20 protein-coding genes are annotated in these 18,161 nt (G+C 73.6%); 8 read left to right on the top strand and 12 right to left on the bottom strand.

Going from position 1 to position 18,161, the window contains the following annotated elements; genetic code table 11:
• Entirely contained in the window at positions 1-372 is a 372-nt protein-coding gene (locus K6T13_RS02685) for a VOC family protein (protein WP_222896767.1), read from the bottom strand.
• A complete protein-coding gene (locus tag K6T13_RS02680) occupies positions 369-1,148 on the bottom strand; it encodes a methyltransferase domain-containing protein (protein WP_222896765.1) in 780 nt (259 codons plus the stop codon). The genes K6T13_RS02685 and K6T13_RS02680 overlap by 4 nt, the downstream gene beginning before the upstream one ends.
• Before the next feature lie 54 nt (positions 1,149-1,202).
• Here K6T13_RS02680 and K6T13_RS02675 point away from each other — a divergent pair, with 54 nt between their 5' ends.
• On the top strand, positions 1,203-1,688 hold the full coding sequence (locus K6T13_RS02675; RefSeq protein WP_222896761.1) for a MarR family winged helix-turn-helix transcriptional regulator: 486 nt from the start codon (positions 1,203-1,205) through the stop codon (positions 1,686-1,688).
• A gap of 68 nt (positions 1,689-1,756) precedes the next feature.
• Here the strand turns inward: K6T13_RS02675 and K6T13_RS02670 are convergent, their stop codons facing one another.
• The 6 genes from K6T13_RS02670 to rsmI form a co-directional block, all read right to left on the bottom strand.
• On the bottom strand, positions 1,757-3,574 hold the full coding sequence (locus K6T13_RS02670; protein WP_222896759.1) for an ABC-F family ATP-binding cassette domain-containing protein: 1,818 nt from the start codon (positions 3,572-3,574) through the stop codon (positions 1,757-1,759).
• On the bottom strand, positions 3,571-4,494 hold the full coding sequence (locus K6T13_RS02665) for a 4-(cytidine 5'-diphospho)-2-C-methyl-D-erythritol kinase (RefSeq protein ID WP_222896755.1): 924 nt from the start codon (positions 4,492-4,494) through the stop codon (positions 3,571-3,573). The genes K6T13_RS02670 and K6T13_RS02665 overlap by 4 nt, the downstream gene beginning before the upstream one ends.
• A complete protein-coding gene (gene rsmA / locus K6T13_RS02660) occupies positions 4,491-5,348 on the bottom strand; it encodes a 16S rRNA (adenine(1518)-N(6)/adenine(1519)-N(6))-dimethyltransferase RsmA (RefSeq protein ID WP_222896752.1) in 858 nt (285 codons plus the stop codon). Before rsmA ends, K6T13_RS02665 begins: the two co-directional genes overlap by 4 nt.
• 30 nt (positions 5,349-5,378) lie before the next feature.
• The gene (locus K6T13_RS17555; protein WP_222896749.1) at positions 5,379-6,515 is read right to left on the bottom strand and encodes a resuscitation-promoting factor; all 1,137 of its coding nucleotides are present in this window, start codon (positions 6,513-6,515) and stop codon (positions 5,379-5,381) included.
• A gap of 238 nt (positions 6,516-6,753) precedes the next feature.
• Positions 6,754-7,644: a TatD family hydrolase gene (locus K6T13_RS02650; protein WP_222896746.1), complete on the bottom strand. Its 891-nt coding sequence runs from the start codon at positions 7,642-7,644 to the stop codon at positions 6,754-6,756.
• A 10-nt stretch (positions 7,645-7,654) separates the two neighbouring features.
• Positions 7,655-8,491: a 16S rRNA (cytidine(1402)-2'-O)-methyltransferase gene (gene rsmI / locus K6T13_RS02645; protein ID WP_222896743.1), complete on the bottom strand. Its 837-nt coding sequence runs from the start codon at positions 8,489-8,491 to the stop codon at positions 7,655-7,657.
• Positions 8,492-8,540: 49 nt separating this feature from the next.
• Here rsmI and K6T13_RS02640 point away from each other — a divergent pair, with 49 nt between their 5' ends.
• Entirely contained in the window at positions 8,541-10,205 is a 1,665-nt protein-coding gene (locus K6T13_RS02640; protein WP_222896736.1) for a dolichyl-phosphate-mannose--protein mannosyltransferase, read from the top strand.
• Between the two features lies 1 nt (position 10,206).
• Here the strand turns inward: K6T13_RS02640 and K6T13_RS02635 are convergent, their stop codons facing one another.
• Genes K6T13_RS02635 through K6T13_RS02625 form a run of 3 tightly spaced genes read right to left on the bottom strand, consistent with a single transcriptional unit; the run spans position 10,207 to position 12,338 of the window.
• Positions 10,207-11,430: an acetyl-CoA C-acetyltransferase gene (locus K6T13_RS02635; protein ID WP_222896733.1), complete on the bottom strand. Its 1,224-nt coding sequence runs from the start codon at positions 11,428-11,430 to the stop codon at positions 10,207-10,209.
• A 16-nt stretch (positions 11,431-11,446) separates the two neighbouring features.
• Positions 11,447-11,917, bottom strand: coding sequence for a hypothetical protein (locus K6T13_RS02630; protein ID WP_222896724.1), 471 nt, complete (start codon positions 11,915-11,917; stop codon positions 11,447-11,449).
• Positions 11,918-11,954: 37 nt separating this feature from the next.
• Entirely contained in the window at positions 11,955-12,338 is a 384-nt protein-coding gene (locus tag K6T13_RS02625) for a hypothetical protein (RefSeq protein WP_222896723.1), read from the bottom strand.
• A 41-nt stretch (positions 12,339-12,379) separates the two neighbouring features.
• On the opposite strand from K6T13_RS02625, the gene K6T13_RS02620 reads away from it, so the two are divergent.
• The 6 genes from K6T13_RS02620 (at position 12,380) to K6T13_RS02595 (ending at position 17,723) form a co-directional block, all read left to right on the top strand.
• On the top strand, positions 12,380-13,648 hold the full coding sequence (locus K6T13_RS02620) for a hypothetical protein (RefSeq protein ID WP_222896722.1): 1,269 nt from the start codon (positions 12,380-12,382) through the stop codon (positions 13,646-13,648).
• 66 nt (positions 13,649-13,714) lie between these two features.
• Entirely contained in the window at positions 13,715-14,374 is a 660-nt protein-coding gene (locus tag K6T13_RS02615; protein ID WP_222896721.1) for a fasciclin domain-containing protein, read from the top strand.
• A gap of 172 nt (positions 14,375-14,546) precedes the next feature.
• The gene (locus K6T13_RS02610) at positions 14,547-15,011 is read left to right on the top strand and encodes a hypothetical protein (RefSeq protein ID WP_222896720.1); all 465 of its coding nucleotides are present in this window, start codon (positions 14,547-14,549) and stop codon (positions 15,009-15,011) included.
• A 70-nt stretch (positions 15,012-15,081) separates the two neighbouring features.
• Positions 15,082-16,257, top strand: coding sequence for a sensor histidine kinase (locus tag K6T13_RS02605; RefSeq protein ID WP_222896719.1), 1,176 nt, complete (start codon positions 15,082-15,084; stop codon positions 16,255-16,257).
• Positions 16,254-16,937 (top strand): response regulator, encoded by a 684-nt coding sequence (locus K6T13_RS02600; protein ID WP_222896716.1) that lies wholly within the window; start codon positions 16,254-16,256, stop codon positions 16,935-16,937. The genes K6T13_RS02605 and K6T13_RS02600 overlap by 4 nt, the downstream gene beginning before the upstream one ends.
• A gap of 102 nt (positions 16,938-17,039) precedes the next feature.
• Positions 17,040-17,723: a hypothetical protein gene (locus K6T13_RS02595; RefSeq protein ID WP_222896713.1), complete on the top strand. Its 684-nt coding sequence runs from the start codon at positions 17,040-17,042 to the stop codon at positions 17,721-17,723.
• A gap of 252 nt (positions 17,724-17,975) precedes the next feature.
• On the opposite strand, the gene K6T13_RS02590 is transcribed toward K6T13_RS02595, so the two are convergent.
• The gene (locus K6T13_RS02590; RefSeq protein WP_222896711.1) at positions 17,976-18,140 is read right to left on the bottom strand and encodes a hypothetical protein; all 165 of its coding nucleotides are present in this window, start codon (positions 18,138-18,140) and stop codon (positions 17,976-17,978) included.
• Positions 18,141-18,161 lie beyond the last annotated feature (21 nt).

Below are 18,161 nucleotides of genomic sequence, written 5' to 3'. Positions count from 1 at the left end.
TCAGGGGCCGGTCGCCAGCAGCTCCACCCGGTTGCCGTGACCGTCGAAGGCGTGCACGCGCACGTGCCCCGGGAAGGACTCGCGCTGCGTGTGGTCGACCTCGAAGCCCGCCTGCTGGAGCCGCGACGCCACGTCCTCCAGCTCCGCGACGCTCTCGAGGAGCAGGGCCGGGTGGGCCTTGCGGGCCGGCTGGAACGGCTCCTCAACCCCGAGGTGCACCTCGGCCGCGCCCCCTCTCACCCACAGTCCGCCCCGCGCCCGCAGCTCGCTCGGCTTGTCGACCTCGGTCATGCCGAGCGCGTCGACCCAGAAGCGGCGCGCCTCGCCCTCGCCCCCGGCCGGGATGGCGACCTGCACGTGGTGGAGCCTCACGCCGTCCGCCGCCCGACCGCGAAGATCCGACGGAACGGCAGCACCACGCCGTCGCCGCGGTCGGGGTACGCCGCCCGCAACCGGGCCCGATAGTCGGCCTCGAAGTCCTGCCGGAGCCCGTCGGGCAGCGCCTGGAGCGTCGGCCGGGCACCCGTGCCGGACACCCAGGTGAAGACCGGGTCCTCCCCGCGCAGCACGTGGAGGTACGTCGTCTCCCAGACATCCACGTCGCATCCCGCGGCCGTGAGCGCGGCGAAATAGTCGGCCGGCTCGTGGCTGGCCGGCACCGCCACGCCGCGGGTGTGCTCGGCGTACGGCTCCTGCGCGGCGAGCTCGGCGCGGATGGTGTGGCTGGGCTGGTCGAAGTTCCCGGGCACCTGGAAGGCGAGCCACCCCTCCGGCCGCACGGCCGCGACCAGGCGCGGCAGCAGGTCGAGGTGGTCGGGCAGCCACTGCAGCGTCGCGTTCGAGAGCAGGACGTCGACCTGCTCGCCGCGGTCGATCCAGTCGCGAAGGTCGGCCTGCTCCCACGCGAGCTCGGGCACCTCGCGGCCGGCGGCCTCGATCATCTCGGCACTGGCGTCGACACCGCGTACCCGGGCTGCGGGCCAGCGCTCGGCGAGCAGCCGTGTGAGCGTGCCGGGGCCGCAGCCGAGGTCGACCACGTCGGCCGGTGCCTCCGCACCGACCCGCGCCACCAGCTCCACGAACGGTCGACCGCGCTCGTCGGCGTACGCCAGGTAGCGGTCGGGGTCCCAGGTGTGCGGCGTGTGCATGCCGGCCACAGTATCTTGATATCAAGATTCTTGACAAGGGGTACCCTGCTGCCCATGAGGGACGAGGTCGACGACCTGACGGAGGCCTGGGCGCGTGAGCGCGCCGACCTCGACCTGGCTCCCGTCGCGGTCTTCAGCCGGATCTCGCGGCTGGCCCACCACCTCGACCGCGCCCGGCGCGGCGCCTTCACCGAGCACGGCATCGAGTCGTGGGAGTTCGACGTCCTGGCCGCGCTGCGGCGCGCCGGTGAGCCCTACGAGCTCTCCCCCGGCCGGCTGCTCCGCGAGACGCTGGTGACCAGCGGCACGATGACCAACAGGATCGACCGGCTCGCCGGTCGTGGCCTGGTCGAGCGCTACCCGGATCCCGGCGACCGGCGCGGCGTCATCGTGCGACTCACCGACGAGGGCCTGGCCACCGTCGACGCGGCGTTCGAGGAGCTGCTGACGGCCGAGGCCGAGCTGCTCGCCGACCTCTCCGACCGCGACCGCGCCCGCCTCGCCGACCTGCTCCGCACCCTGCTCGCCCCCTTCAGCTGACCCGTCACTCCAGCTGGTTCAATCCCCGCCGAGCCGTCACTCCAGCTGGTTCGCAACCCGCCGAGCCGTCACTCCACGAGCTCTGCGGCCTCCAACCACTCCAGCTCCAGCGCGTCACGCTCGTCCTGCAGCTCGCGGAGTACGCCGCCGAGCTCGGCCAGTCGCTCGTAGTCCTGGCCGGCCGCCTCGACCTGTGCCGACACCTCGGCCTCGCGCTCGGCAAGCCGCGCGAGCTGCTTGTCGACGCGGGCCAGCGTCTTGCGAGCCTCGCGCTCCTCGGCGCTGCCGACCTTGGGCCGGCCGGAGTGACGGCCGGCGCCCTCCTCAACCTGCTGAAGTGACGGCTCGGCGGGGTCTGAACCAGCTGGAGTGACGGCTCGGCGAAGGGTGATTCGGCGGTGCTCGAGGTACTCGTCGACGCCGCGGGGGAGCATCGAGATCTGGCCGTCGCCGAGCAGCGCCCAGGTGCTGTCGGTGACCCGCTCCAGGAAGTAGCGGTCGTGGGAGACGACGACGAGGGTGCCGGGCCAGCCGTCGAGGAAGTCCTCGAGGACGGTCAGCGTCTCGATGTCGAGGTCGTTGGTCGGCTCGTCGAGCAGCAGCACGTTGGGCTCGGTGAGCAGCAGCCGCAGCAGCTGGAACCGCCGCCGCTCGCCACCGGAGAGGTCGCCGAGCCGGGCGGTGAGCCGGTCGCCGGTGAAGCCGAACCGTTCGAGCATCGCCGTGGCGGTGATGTCGGACCCGTCAGCGGTCCGGGTCACCCGCTTGACCGACTCCACCGTCGCCAGCACGCGCGCCTCGGGGTCGAGGTCGTCAAGCTGCTGGCCGAGGTGCTGCAGGCTGACGGTGCGCCCGTGCCGCACCTTCCCCACGTCGGGCGCGAGGGTGCCGGCGAGCAGCTGGAGCACCGTGGTCTTGCCGGCTCCGTTGACCCCCACCAGGCCCACCCGGTCCCCCGGCCCGAGCCGCCACGTGGCGTGGGAGAGCAGCGTGCGGTCGCCGCGCCGGAGGTCGACGTCCTCGAGGTCGACGACGTCCTTGCCGAGCCGTTGGGCGGCGAACCGCTGCAGCTCCATCCGGTCGCGCGGCGGCGGCTCGTCGGCGATGAGGGCGGTGGCGGCGTCGATGCGGAACTTCGGTTTGGAGGTGCGAGCCGGGGCACCGCGCCGCAGCCACGCCAGCTCCTTGCGGACCAGGTTCTGCCGGCGCTCCTCCGTGGCCGCGGCCTGACGTGCCCGCTCGGCCTTGGCGAGCACGAAGGCGGCGTACCCGCCCTCGTAGCTGTCGACCTCGCCGTCGTGGACCTCCCAGGTCCGCTGGCAGACCGCGTCGAGGAACCAGCGGTCATGGGTCACGACCACGAGCGCCGAGGGCCGGTCGGCCAGGTGTCCGGCAAGCCACGCGACGGCCTCGACGTCGAGGTGGTTGGTCGGTTCGTCGAGCACGATCAGGTCGTGGTGGTCGAGCAGCAGTGCGGCCAGCGAGCAGCGCCGGCGCTCACCACCGGAGAGGCCGACCACGGCGCGGTCGAGCTCGACACCGGCGAGCAGCTCCTCCACGACCTCGCGCGTGCGCGGGTCGGCGGCCCACTCGTGGTCGGCCTTGCCGGCAAGGACCGCCTCGCGCACCGTGTGGCTGTCCGAGAGCGCGTCGCCCTGGTGGAGGTAGCCGACCTGCAGCCCCCGCGCCTGCGAGACCCGGCCGCTGTCGGGCGGCTCCTGCCCGGTCATCACCTCCAGCAGCGTGGTCTTGCCGCCGCCGTTGCGGCCGACGATGCCGATCCGCTCCCCGGCCGCGACACCGAGCGACACCTCGGTGAGCAGCGGTCGGATGCCGTAGGCCTTCGACACCCGCTCGAGGTTGAGGAGGTTGGGGGCGGCGCTCATCGGTCGTACTCCACCACGTGGGCGCCCGCGACCGCTCCGGTGGCCACGAGGACGCGGTCGCTGCCGTGCTCCTCGGTGAGTACGCCGGCGACCGCCCGGGCCGCGTCGGCGTCGGCGCACCAGAACACGCACGTCGGCCCGGAGCCGGACACCAGGCCGCGCAGCGCACCCGCGGCCTCGCCGGCGGCCAGCACGTCGGCCAGCTCGGGTCGCAGGTCCAGCGCCGCGGGCTGGAGGTCGTTGTGGAGCAGTGGTGCGACAGCGTCCGCCGGGTCGGACAGGAAGGCGACCAGCCGGTGCGGCGCCCGCGGCTCGGCGGGGGCGTCGGGTGAGAGCTCGTCGAAGCGGCGGTAGACCGCAGGCGTGGAGAGGCCGGCGGGCGCCGTCACCACGACCCACCAGCGCGGCACGTCGGCCCCCGGCAGCTGCTCGACCACCTCGCCCCGGCCGGTGCCGAGCGCGTTGCCGCCCACCAGCCCGAAGGGGACGTCGCTGCCGAGCCCGGCGGCGAGGTCGAACAGGTCGGCGTCGGAGGTCTCCAGGTCCCACAGCCGGTCGAGGGCCACGAGTGCTGCGGCTGCGTCGGCCGACCCGCCGGCCATGCCGCCCGCGACCGGGATCCCCTTGCGCACCCGGATCCGCGCGGCGCGCCGGACCCCGTGGTGGGCGACCAGCGCGCGGCCGGCACGGACCACGAGGTTGGAGTCGTCGAGCGGCACCGCGGAGACGTCGACGCCACCGACGGCCGAGACCTCCACCGCCCAGTCGTCGGCGTCGGCCACGGTGACGTCGTCGTAGAGCCCGATGGCGTGGTAGACGGTCATCAGCGGGTGGAAGCCGTCCTCGCGCGGCGCGCCCACGCCGAGGTGGAGGTTGATCTTGGCGGGCGCGCGGACCGTCACGGACCTCCCGGCGCTCACGACAGGGCCTCGGCGATCCGCACGAAGTCCTCGATCGTCAGCGACTCGCCCCGCGCCAGCGGGTCGATGCCGGCCCGTTCGAGGGCCGCGGTCGCGGCCTCGCCCGAGCCGGCGACGCCGCGGAGCGCGCCCCGCAACGCCTTGCGACGCTGGGCGAAGGCTGCGTCGACGACCGCGAACACCCGCTCGCGGGACACCGCGGTCGTGGGCGGCTCGCGGCGCGTCCACGCGACCAGCCCGGAGTCGACGTTGGGGGCGGGCCAGAAGACGGTGCGGCCGATCGCACCCGCGCGGCGTACGTCGGCGTACCAGGCGGCCTTCACCGACGGCACCCCGTAGGTGCGCGACCCGGGCGCGGCGGCCAGCCGGTCGGCCACCTCCGACTGCACCATCACCAGTCCGTGCTGCAGCGACGGCAGCAGCGCCAGCAGGTGGAGGAGCACCGGCACCGACACGTTGTAGGGCAGGTTGGCCACGAGCGCCGTCGGCGGTGGCCCGGGTACGTCGTCGACGCGCATCGCGTCGGCCAGCACGAGCTCGAAGCGGTCGACCCGCTCGGGGGCGTACTCCGCCACCGTCGCCGGCAGCCGGGACGCGAGGACGGGGTCCACCTCGATCGCCACCACCCGGGCCGCGACCTCGAGCAGCGCCAGCGTCAGGGACCCCAGCCCGGGACCCACCTCGACGACGACGTCGTCACCGGTGATGGCGGAGTCACGGACGATGCGGCGCACCGTGTTGGGGTCGATCACGAAGTTCTGACCGCGCTGCTTGGTGGGGCGCAGGTCGAGCTCGGCGGCCAGCGAACGCACTTCCGCCGGCCCGAGGAGCCTCGGGCCGGCGGAAGACGTCATGCGGAGAAGGCTAGTGGCCTCGTCAGGAGGTCACTGCGGCAGACCGAGCTGCTGCGAGCAGTGCGGCCAGGCCCCGTAGCCGCCGTTGGCGTCACGCAGTCGGGTGGCGACGGCGATCTGCGTCTCCCGCGACTGCTGGTGCGGGTAGCCGGTGCCGCCGTAGGCACGCCAGGTGTCGATGTTGAACTGGAGGCCGCCGTAGTAGCCGTTGCCGGTGTTGATGGCCCAGTTGCCGCCGGACTCGCACTGCGCGAGCCGGTCCCACACGGAGCTGCCGGAGGCGAAGTTGGCGGTCGGCTCCTCCTTGGTGCCGACCCGCACGACCTCCTCGACGGGGGCGTCGAGGACCTTCGCGCGCAGCACCTTGCGGGCGACGATCTCGCCGTTGCGGTAGGTGATCCGGTAGGTGACGTCGCGGGCGCCGTCCTGGCCGGCCCGGACGACCTTCGTCTCGCCCTCGAACATCGAGGAGTCCTCGCGCTCGACGGTGGCGTGCTCGACGGCCTCACGCTTGATCCGCTTGGTGACCACGCGGAAGTCGGTGAAGACGATCTTGTCGCCGTTCTCCAGCTCCTGCTTCGGCCGGGGGCTGATCTTGTCGTGCTTGTCGATCTCGACGCCGAGCTGCTTCAAGGCGTCGCGGGCGTTGAGGGCGGCCACCTTGCGGGTGACGACCTTCTTGTCCGCGATCTTGACCTTGAGCTTCTTCTCGGTGACGACCTCGAGGGTCATGCCGTCGCGGTCGATGCTGCCGCCTCGCGAGACCGAGAGGGACGCGCCGGCGAAGCGGCGGCCGATCTCGGAGAGGGCACCGGCGACGTCGGTCGAGGTCACCCAGTGGGTCGTGGACTCGCCGTCGACCTCGAGCGTCAGCGGCCGGCCGAAGCGGACGCTGATCGCGTCGCCGTCGGAGACCTCCTCGTCGAGGCTGGGGGCGACCTGGTCGTGCTCGCCGACCTCGATGCCCTCGGACTCGAGGACGTCGCCGACGGTGCCGCCGAGGGCGGACACCTGCTGCGACTCCCCGTCGAGGGAGAGGGTGACGTCCTTGCTGAGGGTGCTGTAGCCGTAGGTGGTCCCGGCGAGGGCCAGGACGACGGCGGTGACCAGTCCGACGAGGACGGCCTTGCTGTTGATCAGGCGGGCGATGGAGCTGGGGGGCTGCACACTTCTCCGTACGTCGTTCGTCCCGGGCCTCGGGTGCCGGCGCGTCCCGGACGCACACGTGGGCTCACCAGGGGTGTGAGTGAGCGCGAACGGGGGTTTCGCTGGGCGGGACGATGGTGGGGATCCTGCCCGGGCGCCGGTCGAGATCCTCCCGATCCCGGCCAACAATCACGAAACGATAACGAGGCCCGGTGGTTATGCCAAACCCTCGTCCACCGGCCGTGACGCGCGCCACGCGCTACCAGGCACCGCCGAAGGCGGTCTCGGTGGCGGCGTCGATGGCCGCACACAGCTCGGCGAGGTCGTCACCGCGGACCTCCGCCATCGCCCGCACCGTGTGGGGCACCAGGTAGGAGGCGTTGGGCCGGCCTCGGAACGGCACCGGGGTGAGGTAGGGGGCGTCGGTCTCAACGAGGAGCCGGTCGGCGGGGGTGACCACGAGCGCGTTGCGCAGCGGCTGGGCGTTCTTGAAGGTGACGGTGCCGGCGAAGCTGAGGTGGGCGCCCCGGTCGAGGCACTGCCGGGCGAGCTCGGCGTCGCCGGAGAAGCAGTGCATCACCCAGCGCTCGGGTGGGCCCTCGCTGTCGATGACGCGCAGCACGTCGTCGTGGGCGTCGCGGTCGTGGATCACCAGCGTCTTCTCGAGCCGCTTGGCGAGGTCGATGTGCCGCCGGAAGCTCTCCTCCTGCGCCGCCCGGCCGTCCTCGCCGGTGCGGAAGTGGTCGAGGCCGGTCTCCCCCACCGCGCGGACCTTGTCGTGGGTCAGCGCGAGCCGCTCGACCTCGGCCAGCGCTGCGTCGAGCTCGCCGGCAGCGGCCAGCCGCGGCGCCTCGTTGGGGTGCAGCCCGACCCCGGCGACCAGCTCGTCGTGCCCGGCGGCCGCCTCGACCGCCCAGCGGGCGCCCGGCAGGTCACACCCGATCTGCACGATCCGCCCGACGTTGACGGCGCGGGCGGCTGCGATGGCCTCCGCGAGGGGGAGCCAGTCGCCGTCGGCGATGTCGAGGTGGCAGTGGTTGTCGACCACCGGGTGCGGGAGCGGCTCCGGGGCCGGGGGGCGCTCCCGGTCCCGGCGCGCACCGGACCGCTCCTCATGCGCGGCGCGCTGCCGGGTCGGTCCGTCCGTCATGCCGGTCAGCCTAGGAGGGTCGGTGGACCGCGTCGTAGACCTCGCGCTTGGGTACGCCGGCGGCGCGGGCGACCTCGAGGATCGCCTCCTTGCGGGGGGTGCCCGCAGCCTCGCGCTCGGCCACCGCCTCGCGGTAGCCCGCGGGGTCGGTGGGGGCCGAGGCGGTGGGATCGGCACCGGTGACCACGATGGTGACCTCGCCCCGCACGCCGGCCGCGGCCCACGTCACCAGCTCCGCCAGCGGCCCCCGGCGTACCTCCTCGTGGGTCTTGGTCAGCTCGCGGCACACCGCGGCCGACCGGTCGCCGCCGAAGGCCTCCGCGAGTGCGGCCAGCGCTGCCTCGGTCCGGTGGGGCGCCTCGAAGAAGACCAGCGTCCGCTCCTCGCTCGCCAGCCCCGCCAGGCGCCGGGCTCGCTCGCCGGCCTTGCGGGGCAGGAACCCCTCGAAGCAGAACCGGTCGACGGGCAGCCCCGAGACGGCGAGCGCGGTCAGCACGGCCGAGGGGCCGGGCACGGCCGTGACGTCCACCCCGGCCGCGACCGCGGCAGCCACCAGCCGGTAGCCCGGGTCGGAGACGCTCGGCATCCCGGCGTCGGTCACCAGCAGCACGCGCTCGCCGCCGAGCAGCGACTCGACGAGGGCCGGCGTGCGGGCTGCCTCGTTGCCCTCGAAGTAGGAGACGACGCGGCCTGCGGGCTCCACGGCCAGGTCACGGCAGAGGCGGCGCAGCCGGCGGGTGTCCTCGGCCGCCACGACGTCGGCGTCGCGCAGCTCGGCCGCCAGCCGGGGCGGTGCGTCCTCGACCCGGCCGATGGGGGTCGCTGCCAGGACGAGCGTGCCGGTCATGGCCCGATCATCGCAGCAGGGTCGCGGTGGCCCGCCTAGAGTTCCGACCATGAGCGCGCCCACCGCCGAGCGGCCCCTCACCGGCCTCTCGCGGACGGCCGGCGGGCGCGACGTACCCCTCGCGCGCGACCGCGCCGTGGCTCACCCGCCCGAGGAGGACCGGCTGCTGTCGTGGAGTGCCGCGATCGCGGTGGCGCTCCTGGCGCTGCTGCTGCGGCTGCGCGACCTCGGCACGCCCGACGAGTTCGCCTTCGACGAGACCTACTACGCCAAGGACGGCTGGTCGCTGGTCAACCACGGCTACGTCCTGGAGTACGTCGACGACGCGAACCGGCGGATCCTCACGGGTGACACCACCGGCCTCTGGCGCGACGAGCCGTCGATGATCGTCCACCCCGAGGTCGGCAAGTGGCTGATCGGTCTCGGCGAGCTGCTGCTGGGCCTGGGCCCGGCGGCCTGGCGGGTGCCGTCGCTCGTGGTGGGCTGCCTGATGGTGCTGGTCATGGTCCGTCTCGTGCGCAGGCTGACGGGCTCGACCCTGTGGGGCTGTGTGGCGGGCCTTCTCCTCACCTTCGACGGCCTGCACTTCGTGCTGTCGCGGCTCGCGCTGCTCGACATCTTCGTCGCCTTCTTCACCCTGTGCGCGGTGCACTGCGTCGTCGCCGACCGCGACTGGTTCCGCCGACGACTGGCGGGGCTGGTCCCTGACGGGATCGGCAGCGGCTGGGGGCCGGTGCGGGGCCTGCTGTGGCGGCCGTGGCTGCTGACCGGCGGTGTCTGCTTCGGCCTCGCCGTCGGCAGCAAGTGGGTCGCGCTCTACGTCCTGGCCGGGTTCGGGGTGCTGAGCTGGCTGTGGAGCGCCGGCGCCCGCCGCTCGTTCGGGGTGCGGTGGCCGGTGCTGCGGTCGGCGGTGGTGGACGGCGTGCCGGCGTTCGTCCACCTGGTGCTGGTCGGGTTCGTCGTCTACGTGGCGACGTGGACCGGCTGGCTGGTCAACGCTGAGGAGTACGAGCGGGCGCTGTCGGACACCCAGTACACCCAGCACGACGGCGGCGAACCGTGGCCCACGCGCGACGAGCCCGACGCCTCCGGGGTGGGCGAGGTGGTGCAGTCGCTGCGGTCGCTGGCCTACTACCACCGCGACGTCTACGTCTTCCACACCCACTTCCTCGACGACTCCGACCACAGCTACGAGTCCCTCCCCCTGGGCTGGCTGCTGGTCAACAAGGGCGTGGGCGTCAACGCGGAGACCGACATCCAGCCCGGCAAGCAGGGGTGCGACGCGCCGGAGGGGTCCGACTGCCTGCGGCAGGTGCTGCTGATCGGGACACCCGCGCTGTGGTGGGGCTCGTGCCTGGCCCTGCTCGCGTCCGCCGCACTGTGGGTGGGGCGACGCGACTGGCGCTTCGGGGTCCCGGTGGTCGGCACCGCGATCACCTGGCTGCCGTGGCTCGCCAACGACGACCGGCCGATCTTCTTCTTCTACGCCGTGATGACGCTGCCGTTCCTGGTGATCGCCTCGACGCTGGTGATGGCGCAGCTGGTCGGCACGGCACGCTCGCCCGGTCCCCGGCGTACGGCGGGGGTCGTGGTGGCGGGCTCGTTCTTCCTGCTGGTGCTGGTGAACTTCGTGTGGTTCTGGCCGATCTGGACCAACGAGCTGCTGACCCACGCCGACTGGCTCGACCGGATCTGGTTCAGCCGCTGGATCTAGGTCAGGCCACGCGCTCGAAGACCGCGGCCAGGCCCTGGCCGCCGCCGATGCACATCGTCTCGAGGGCGTAGCGGCCTTCGCGTCGGTGGAGCTCGTGGGCCAGGGTTGCGAGGATCCGCGCACCGGTCGCACCGACCGGGTGGCCCAGCGAGATGCCGGAGCCGTTGGGGTTGAGCCGCTCGTCGGTCCCGTCCAGGTGCCACTCCCGCAGGCACGCCAGCACCTGCGCGGCGAAGGCCTCGTTGAGCTCGACCAGGTCGAGGTCGGCCATCGTCAGGCCCGCACGCTCCAGCGCGGCCGCGGTGGCCGGGACCGGGCCGATGCCCATCACCTCGGGGCCGACCCCGGCGAGGGCCCAGGCCCGCAGCGCGAGCAGGGGCCGCAGCCCGAGCCGCTCGGCGTGCTCGCGGGTGGTCACCACGCACATTGCCGCGCCGTCGTTCTGGCCGCTGGCGTTGCCGGCGGTGACCGTCGACTCCGGGTCGAGCCGCAACCGCACGGGCCGGAGCGCCGCCAGCTGCTCGGCCGTGGTGTCGGGGCGTGGGTGCTCGTCCCTGTCCACGACCGTGTCGCGGGCACCGCGGTGGCCGGGCACCGTGAGGGGCACCAGCTCCTCGGCGAACCGGCCCTCCTCCTGGGCGGCGCCCGCCCGCTGCTGGCTGCGGAGCGCCAGCTCGTCCTGCTCCTCGCGGCCGATGCCGTAGTCGCGCCGCAGGTTCTCGGCCGTCTCGAGCATGCCGCCGGGGACCGGGTGGTCGCGGCCGCCGGCGGTCTCCCGCGCCCGGTCGAGCCGGTCCACGAGTGCCAGCCCGCCCTGTCGTACGCCGGTGCGCAGGCCGAGGGCGTAGTGCTCGACGTTCGACATCGACTCCACCCCGCCGGCCACGACGAGCCGCGCCATCCCGCTGCCGACCTGCCCGGCGGCGTGCAGCACCGCCTGCAGGCCGGACCCGCAGCGCCGGTCGAGCTGCAGCCCGGGCACTCCGGTGCCGAGCCCCGCGTCGAGGGCCGCGATCCGGCCGATGGCGGGATTCTCGCCACTGGGGTAGGCGTGCCCCAGGACGACGTCGTCGACGTCCCCCTCCCCCAGGCCGGTACGCCGCACCAGCTCGCGCAGGGTGGCGCTGGCCAGGTCGACGGCCGTGAGCGGGGCGAGGACTCCGCCGAAGCGCCCGACCGGGGTGCGCACCGGAGCACAGACGACGATCTCGGTCCTGTCGGTCATGGGGCTCACCGTAGGCTCACCACCCGAAGAACCGGGTGGTCGGACGCGGCGGGCTCGTGGGCTCCTCGAGCGCCGGCTCCAGGTCGGCGCCGGCACCGGCGGCGAGCTCGCGCAGCCGGTCGACCGCGTCGGCGAGCGAGCCGGGCCGGTCGGTTCGGGTCTCGGCCATGTGGAGCAGCAGCGTCGGGCCCTCCTCGGGCTGGACCCACAACGACCGGGACGGCGCGATGCCTACCTGCCGGACCTGCGCCAGGGGGAGGGTGCGCCGGACGATGCGCCCCTGCATGTGGAGGGTGTCACCGGTGACCCGGATCCCGCGCCACATCTCCGAGGTGCCCCACAGGCCCAGGGCGATGAAGGCGACGGCCCAGGGGTCGGCGAAGAAGAGCGACCAGATGCCGATGCCCAGGATCACCATCCCGGGCCACCGCTGCAGCCGCTGCCAGCCACGCGGGCGCACGATCAGCGTCGTCAGCTCGGTGTCCACCGGGGGATCCTCTCAGGCACCCCTCGGCCCCCCGCGCTCAGGCGGTCCGCTCCCGCGGGACGTCCAGGAGCGGCACCCCGCCCAGCCCCTTGCGGTAGCGGACGTGGGCGGCGTGGGCGTCGAGGGTGCGGTAGAGCGTCGAGCGCGCCGACCACGGGAGCGGCTCGGCGTCCTGGCGCCTCGTGTCACCGAAGGAGATCCACACCGGAACCCAGTCGGCAGCCTCGTCCCACGCGCCGCGGCGGGCCATCAGCAACCGACGCCGCAGCTGGAAGGCCTGCCGCGGGCCGTCGTCGCAGATCGGTGCGGTGGCGACCGGCCACAGCCGCAGGTCGAGCGCCATGAGCTCCACCTCGAGCTCCACGAGCACGCCCGGGTCCACCAGGACCGTGGCGACGTTCTCGTGCGGCCGGCGCAGCATGGCGCCCACGGTCGCTGCCCGCCGGCAGCACGGTCAAGGGCATGCTGGCACCCGTGGACCTCCCCTCCTTCGTGCCGGTGGCGACGCGACGGCCGGTGACCGTGGCCCGGCCGGCTCCGCTGACCGAGGCGCTCGCGCCGTACGTCGCGGTAACGGGTCCAGCCACGCCGGGTGCGGAGCTGGTGCTGCGCAGCGGGGACGACCGGTTGGTGGGCCACCACGACGGCACGGGGTTCGCGCTCGCGGTGACGGCCGGTGGGCGGACCACCCACCACCGCAGCCGACGGTCCGGGCGTGCCCGCCGCGAGGTCGATCGCCTGGCCCTCGCCCTCACCGGCACGCACCTCGCCGTGCTCGGACGTGAGGGCGACGACTGGGTGGTCCGCGGCCGGGTGGACCTCCGCGAGCGGGTCGACACCCGCGACGAGGGGTGGCTGGCCGGTCTCGCGGCCGAGGGCGGCGAGCTGCACGGCTTCGGCGAGCTCGGCCTGCGCGACCTCCGGCTGGTCACGCGCGCCGACGGCAGCGCCTGGTGGGAGGACGACCGCGTGCTGCTGACCGCCACCAGCGCGGGTCCGGGCTTCTTCGACACCGCCCACACCTCGGTGTGGAGCCTCGACCCGGTGTCGCTCGAGCTCGAGCACCGCAGCGACCTGTTCCTGCGCCGGACCGACCGACCGGGCGTCTACGGCGACCACGCCTGCCACCTCCTGCGCGACGGCGACCGGTGGCTGCTGGCCGCGAGCACCTGGGGCGACTTCGACCCGGCCGTGCGCGGTGCGACCGTCCGGGCCACGCTGGGCACCAGCACCGAGGACCTGCTGACCGGCCGGCACGTGCTCGACACGGTGCCGCTCGACCTGCCGACGACCGGGTTCCGCTCGGTGGGCATCTGGGACCCAGCCCTGGTCCGCACGGCGGACGGGTGGCTGGCGGCGTACGTCAGCGCGAGCCGGTTCTTCCGCTTCCACCCCGTGGTCGCGACCGGGCCCTCCCTCGACGCGCTGACGCTGCGTGCGGCCGCGACCCGCGGCCACACCGAGACCGAGGGCGTCACCTGGCACCGGCACCACGGGGTCTGGCGGCTCCTGGTCAGCGACAAGCCCGGGCGCCGCTACCCGGTGCTCGACCTCGACCTGCGGGAGGTCGGCGTCCTCGACGCGCCCTACACCGACAACCTGCCGTGGCCGACCGTCGTGGAGCACGCGGGCGGCTGGCTGCACATCGGCTTCGACGGCACGCCCCACGGTGGCCGCCTGGTGGGCTACGGCAGCCACGGCACCGTCCACCTCGCCCGCTCCCATCCGTGATCAGGGTCACTCCGAACCACCCTCGAGCGGCCGTGCCCACGCGGCCCCAGGGGAGAGGAGACACACATGCCCGTCACGACCCACAGCCTGCGACGACTCGTCGTCGCCGCGACCGGGGCCGCGCTGGCGATGACAGCGGTCGTCGCACCACCGGCCGCAGCCAAACACCAGCAGCTGGGTGACCGGAGCCTGGCGGAGGTCCTGACCTCCGACGGGAACCGTTTCGACCGCAACCCGCGGGACTTCGACATCCTGACCGAGGCCGTCCTCGCGGTCCTCGACGCGAAGCCGAACTCGCCGGTCAAGGTCCTGACCGACGGCAGCACCCCGCTGACGGCGTTCATCCCCAACGACTTCTCGTTCAAGGTGCTGGCCTACGACCTGACGAAGCGCTGGTACCGCTCCGAGCGGCGCGCCTTCCAGGCCATCGCCAACAAGGTCGGCATCGACGCCATCGAGTCGGTGCTCCTCTACCACGTCATCCCGGGGGCCACCATCACCTCCAAGCAGGCGCTCAAGTCCGACGGTGCCGAGCTGGCCACCGCGCTGTCCGGCGCCACGGTCGAGGTCGACGTGCGGTCGAAGCGGTGGAAGATCGTGCGGCTGCGCGACAACGACCCCAACGACGTGGACCCGTTCCTCATCCGGCGCGGGCTCGACATCAACAAGGGCAACAAGCAGATCGCCCACGCGATCCTCTTCGTGCTCCGGCCGCTCGACCTCTGAGCCGACCGCGCCACCGGAGGCCGGACGCCCCTGCGGTGTCCGGCCTCCGCCGGTCCTGACGCGGCGCAGATCACACCGTCACCCCCGTGACGTCGGCGTTCCCCAGCCGTTTGCGTACCGAGAGTATGCAACCGACCCCGGGTCGGAACCCGGGAGCTGGGAGGGATTCCGCATGCTGCACCGACGTACGACGCCACGCTGGTCGGCCGCCGCCGCCGTGATCGCGGCCGTGACCCTCACCGCCGGGCTGGCCGGTCCGACCGGCTCCGCTGGCGCCGCCCCGGTCCCGCCGGGTAGCCCGCTCCACGAGTACTCCCACGAGGAGGCCCGGGCCAGCTTCGGCTCGAAGGACGGCCGGTTCCGCGACCGCTGCCAGCGTCACCCCTACCGCTACCGGGTGAAGCCGCGCGGCACCGACTGGTCGCTCGAGCTCTTCCTCGTGGACCCGCGCGGCGAGCGGGTCGGCACCGGCTACGAGTGGAAGGGGCAGGACCCGACGCGCGGTACGGGGAAGTTCCGCTTCTGCGGCCGTACCACCCGCCCCGGCACCTACACCGTCAAGGCCCGGCTGACCTGGGACGACGGGGCCTACCACGAGAAGTGGCTGAAGCCCCGCAAGATCCGGCTCCGACGCTGACCGGCGCGGGCCCGACACATCGGTCCCGAGACCGATGTGCGAGCCCCCGCGACGGTCTACGGTGCTGGGCGTGTCGACGACTGCGCCCGAACGGGTGCGCCCCGCGTGGTGGCCGCGCCGGCCCCCGCACGTCGACATCGCCATCGCCCTGGTCTTCGTCGCCCTCGGTCTCGCCGAGCTCGTCGGCGTCGAGCCGATCCGCTCCCCGGTCGAGCACGCGCTGACCGCCGCCCTCCCCCTGGGTGTGCTGGCCTGGCGGCGCCAGTTCCCGGTGGCCGTCACGGCAGTGATCGTCGCGGTCCAGCTGGCGGTCGACCGCGAGCTCCAGTTCACGATCGTCCTCACGCTCGTGCTCTGCCTGTCCACCGTCGGCTTCGAGGCCCGCCCGCCCCGCTCCTACGTCGGGCTCGCCATCGCCCTGACGCCGTTCCTGGTGGTCTCGGCCGCCGAGAACGGGTTCCTCCCCAGCGACTACGCCGCCGCGGGGGTCTTCATCGTCGGGCCGTGGCTGGTCGGCAGCTACCTGCGGCGCAGGACCGAGCTCGACCGGGCCGCGGTCGCCGCCGCGGAGCAGCGCGCGCGTGACCAGGAGCGACGAGCCGCCGAGGCGGCCGAGCAGGAGCGCAGCCGGATCGCCCGTGAGCTGCACGACATCGTGTCCCACTCGATCAGCGTCATCACGATCCAGGCACAGGCCGTCCGCCGGCGGCTGGGCGACGAGCACCCCGACGAGGTCGCCGACCTGGTCCGGATGGAGACCGCAGCCCGGGAGGCGATGGCGGAGATGCGGCGGCTCTTCGGCGTCCTGCGCAGCGATAAGGAAGCCGCGGACCTCGCGCCGCAGCCGGGTGTCTCCGAGCTCGACACGCTGGTGGCAGGCGTGCCCACGGACGGTCCGACCGTCGAGCTGCACACCGAGGGCGAGTCGCAGCTGCTGCCGCCCGGCCTGGACCTCGCGGCCTACCGCGTCGCGCAGGAGGGGCTCACCAACGCGCTGCGCCACGCAGCCGCCTCGCGGGTGGTGCTCACGCTGCGCTACGAGCCCGACAGCCTCACCGTCGAGGTCGTCGACGACGGCCGCGGAGACGCCAGGTCCGGCACACCCGGCCACGGCCTGATCGGGGTGCGCGAGCGTGCCGCCCTCTACGGCGGCACGGTCGACCTGACGGACGTGCCCGCGGGCGGCACCCGGCTGCGCGTCCGGCTGCCGATGACGCCGACGCCGGGTGGAGGGAGGTCGACGTGACCAGCGTCGTGATCGTCGATGACCAGGGCATGGTCCGGGCCGGCTTCCGCAGCCTGCTGGCCTCGGAGCCTGACCTCGACGTGGTCGGCGAGGCCGCCAACGGTCAGGACGCCCTCGAGGTGGTGACGCGGCTGGTCCCCGACGTCACGCTGATGGACATCCGCATGCCGGTGCTCGACGGCCTCGCGGCGACCCGCCGGCTGGTCGAGGCCGGGGTCGCCACCCGGGTCATCGTGCTGACGACGTTCGACCTCGACGAGTACGTCTTCGAGGCGCTCCGCGCAGGCGCGTCCGGGTTCCTGCTCAAGGACGCCCCGGCCGAGGAGCTGGCGGAGGCCATCAGGGTCGTCGCCGCGGGCGACTCGCTGCTCGCGCCCCAGGTCACGCGCCGCGTGATCGACGCGTTCGTGGGACGGGCCGCGCCGCCGCGCACCACCCCGGACGGTCGGCTCGCGCACCTCACGCCCCGGGAGCTGGAGGTGCTGCGGCTGCTCGCCCGGGGCCTCTCCAACCAGGACATCTCCCGCACGCTCTTCGTCTCCGAGGGCACGACGAAGACCCACGTCAGCAACGTCCTGGCCAAGCTCGCCCTCCGCGACCGGGTGCAGGCGGTGGTCTACGCCTACGAGAACGGGGTCGTGGTCGCAGGCGACCCGGGTCCGGATCCGTCGTCCGGCTGAGCCCGATATCCCTCCGCCGCCGGATCCGGTTGAGGTCGTCGGCGCCCAGCATGGAGGTCGGCGCAGGACAGACCGGCGCCACCGTCCCGGAGGAGGACTCGCATGACCACCCTGACCACCCACCCCCGCACCGACAGCGCGCCACCGGCCCCGGCCCGCCGCTCGCTCGCCGTCCGTCGGGCCTGCCTCGTGGCCGCGCCCGCCCTCGGCGGGCTGCTCGCCGTCGTCGGCGCCGTCGCCGACCCGGCCGCGGGCGTCAGCGGTCGGGAGATGTGGCAGATCTACGCCGACAACCCGGAGCCGCTGCAGTTCAAGTCGCTCGGCTTCAAGTGGTCCTACGCGTTGTGGATGGCGCCCGCGATGCTCCTCGCCCCGCTGATCCGCTCCCGCGGCGCCGCCCTCGCGACCCTCGCCGCCGTCATCGGCTTCCTCGGCATGACGACGCTTCCCGGCCTGCTGTTCGTCGACTGGTACGACAGCGCCGTCGGCCAGCACTTCGGGGTCGACGGCACCGAGGCCGTCAACGACACCATGGGCGCGATGTGGGGTGTCCCCTACTTCACGCTGCCCGGCATCATCGGGCTCTTCCTGGCCCTCCCCCTGGCCATGCTGGCCGCCTGGCGTGCGGGCCTGACGCGCTGGTGGGGCCTGGTCGCCGCCGTCCTCGCCATCGCGGTGTTCCTCGGTTCCGGCGTCACCGTCTGGGGCGCCGTCGGGACGGCCGTGTGCCTGGCCGTGGTGTCCGTGGCCCTGGCTCAGGGCACCCGCGTCCACGCTCGCGACTGATCGTCACACGAGGGCCCCGGGACGCCCGGGGCCCTCGCAGGCGGGCCTTGCGGCCGGCGACCAGCAGGAGGAACATCGACAGCTCGGGGGCATCGACCAGCCTGGGGAGGCAGACGTGACAGTGCTCGAGCACCGGTCGGCGGAGGGACACCACCACACGCACGGGCCGGACTGCGGCCACGAGGCCGTGATCCATCTCGACCACGTCGACTACCTCCACGACGGCCACCTGCACCACGAGCACGAGGGGCACTACGACGAGTGCACGAAGTGCGAGTGCGCCAGCTGCTCCGACAGCTGTGCGACCTGCACCTGCACCGACTGCACGTGCAGCACGTGCAACCACCACACCTGCAGCTGCGCGCACTGCTCCGACTCGTGCGCGAATTGTGCGTGCGCAGACTGCAGCTGCGCCACCTGCCAGCACGCGGCCTGACC

It is taken from the genome of Nocardioides coralli (assembly GCF_019880385.1).
GTDB classification, from domain to species: Bacteria; Actinomycetota; Actinomycetes; order Propionibacteriales; family Nocardioidaceae; genus Nocardioides; species Nocardioides coralli.
Note: the sequence above shows the minus strand (reverse complement) of the source record. Positions and strands in the feature narration are given on the sequence as shown.